At 73.6% G+C, this 2,457-nt stretch carries 1 protein-coding gene; it reads right to left on the bottom strand.

The window, feature by feature from the left end:
- Positions 1–789: 789 nt before the first annotated feature.
- Positions 790–2,184 (bottom strand): AMP-binding protein, encoded by a 1,395-nt coding sequence (locus ABZ128_RS35515; protein WP_356854033.1) that lies wholly within the window; start codon positions 2,182–2,184, stop codon positions 790–792.
- Positions 2,185–2,457: the final 273 nt, after the last annotated feature.

The following is a 2,457-nucleotide window of genomic DNA, read 5'->3' as shown; positions in this document are numbered from 1 at the left end:
CACGGCGATCATCCTCATGAACACCATCGGACGGTAACCGACGAGTGGGCGCTCCTGCCCGCGCAGGCGCACCGGGCGCCGGAGGAAGGTGCCCTGGGGCCGGGCGGGACCGCCGTCTGAGCGCGGGCAGGAGCGCCCACTCGTCGGTTACCGTCCGATGGTGTTCATGAGGATGATCGCCGTGAGATTCGCCAGGATGACGGCGATGACCCCGAGGATCATGGCCCATGCTCTGGTCGATTCGTCCTGATGCACGCATCGCCTCCCGACCGGGACGCAGTCCCCTGTCGTGCCGGGGCGCGCCCGTACGGGAGCCCGCCGGCCTCCCCCCATGATGACCCGGTCGGGCGGGACGGACATCTCGGCCATCACACACCGTGCGTGCGATGAATCCGTCGGACCGTGGCGCCGCTGTCGAGCCGCGTCACGGCCCGCACCGGGCCGTACGTCCCGATGGCCGGAGCGCTGCTGCTCGACCCGCCGGGGAACCGTACGGTCGCGACCGGCTTGGGCCGGCGCTGCTGGTGCTGCTGTGAGTGCCCGGTGGACGGCGCCGCGGCCGCAGCGCTGTGGGCGAACACGGCGGGTGCGGCGAGAGCGGGTCATGATGGGCCTCCAGTAGGAAGAATCGGTCTTAGATGGTGTACAGCGAGCCCCCGCCTTCCGCGCGGCCGAGTAAACGCCGAGGCCCCGGCGTTCCGTCGGCGGTTCCGCAGGGAGGCGGAGGCCGCCAGACGTTTCCGCGGCGCGTACACCGCCGATCCGGAGGCCGGCGGGCGGCCCTGCCCCTCACAGGTCGGACGGACCTGGGTGGCCGGCCCGCCGCGGGGCGTCCCCGAGTGGACCGGTCACCACCAGGTTGCCGTCCGCGGTGCGCCGGGCGAGGTGGCCGGTGCGCAAATGGCCGCCGGGGGTGAAGGAACGCGCGTTGTGCTCCGGCGCCCGGTAGTAGCCCCGCACGGTGTGCGGACCGCGGACGAGGAGTTCGCCGGGCTCCCCGTCGGGGACATCCGAGCCGTCGGCGCCGACGATGCGGATCTCGTCGTCGGGCGAGAGCGGGCGGCCCTGCGTGGTGAACACGGTCTCCTCCGGATCGGCGGGCCGGGTGAGAGTCAGCAGCCCCTCGGGCATGCCGAAGACCTGCTGCAGGCGACAGCCCAGTGCGGGGCCCATCCGTTCGGCGATCGCCCGCTCCGGGGGCGTCCCCGCCCCGCCGACCTGCACGAGACGCAGACTGCTCACGTCCGCTCGGACCGTGGGGAGTACGTCGAGCCAGCCCCGGGCGGCCTCGGGCGTGACCGAGGTGAAGGTGATCCGCTCCCGTTCGATGACCGGAAGGCACTCGGCGGGTCCCGGGTCCTCGACCAGGACGACTGTGCCGCCGACGGAAAGCGTGCCGAGGATGCCGGGGCAGCCGAAGGTGAAGTTGAACTCGGCGGGCAGCGCCGCGAGATACACGTCGTTCTCGGTGAGCGACACCAGCTCCGCCGCGGCCTGCGCCTGGTAGGCGTAGTCGTTGTGGGTGCGCGGAACGAGCCGGGGCGCGGCGGGGTCACCGCCGGAGAGCAGGAAGAACGCCACCTGGCCGGCGCTCTGCGCGAGCGCCGGCTCGGGCGGGGCGTCGACGGAGCCCAGCGGGGAGTACTGGCAGCCCGCCGGGTCGGTCGTCAGGCCGCCGTACGGGGACTCGGCACCGGGAGCCTCAAGGAGGAACACCCGGCGCAGGAAAGGCCATCGGGCCGCGATGTCGGCGGCCATCGCGGTGGGGTCGAAGCCCTGGTACGCGGAGGGGCCGACGTAGCCGACGGCCTGAGTGACCCGCACGAGGGGGGCCACCTCGGACGCGCGGTACGAAAGCGGGCATATCACGGGCACCGTGCCGGCACGCATCAGCGCGAACACCGTGATGACGGACTCGGGTACGTTCGGCAGCTGGACGACGACCCGCTGGCCGGGCCGCAGGCCGCGCAGCCGGAATCCGGCGGCCATGCGGTCCACCCGCCGGTTCAGAGCTGCGTACGTCAGGCGGGTGGCGCCGTGCACGAGCGCGGTCCGCGGACCGTACTGCAGGGCCCAGCCGCGCAGCAGGTTGTCCAGCGTGTTGCCCCGCCAGTGCCCGGCCGCCCAGTAGCGGTCGACGAACGCCTCGGGCCAGGGTGTGCAGCCGTCGAGCATGGATGCCATTCGCTTTCTTCCGTACCGGTTTCCGAAACCGGAAGCCCGCCGCTCGCCCGGGCCCTCTGCCCCGGGCCTCCGCGGCCTTCGAGGCCTCCGGCTGGCAGTCTCTCCACACCCCGGCCGACCGCCGTACTGGCAGAAGCCACGAAGATCAGGACATCGGCTCGGCCTCCTGTACGGGGGCCGGCCGCTCGGCGGGGGGGTCCCGCGCGGCGCCGGGGCCCCGAGCGGCACGCGGGAGGGCCCCCCCAACCCCGGGGCGCCCCGCCCCCCCGCGGC

The sequence above is a fragment of the Streptomyces sp. NPDC006326 genome, assembly GCF_040612915.1.
GTDB lineage: Bacteria > Actinomycetota > Actinomycetes > Streptomycetales > Streptomycetaceae > Streptomyces.
Note: the sequence above shows the minus strand (reverse complement) of the source record. Positions and strands in the feature narration are given on the sequence as shown.

Coding starts and splice junctions, on each gene's coding strand:
- ABZ128_RS35515 (WP_356854033.1), bottom strand. CDS start 2,184: ATGGCATCCATGCTCGACGGCTGCACACCCTGGCCCGAGGCGTTCGTC.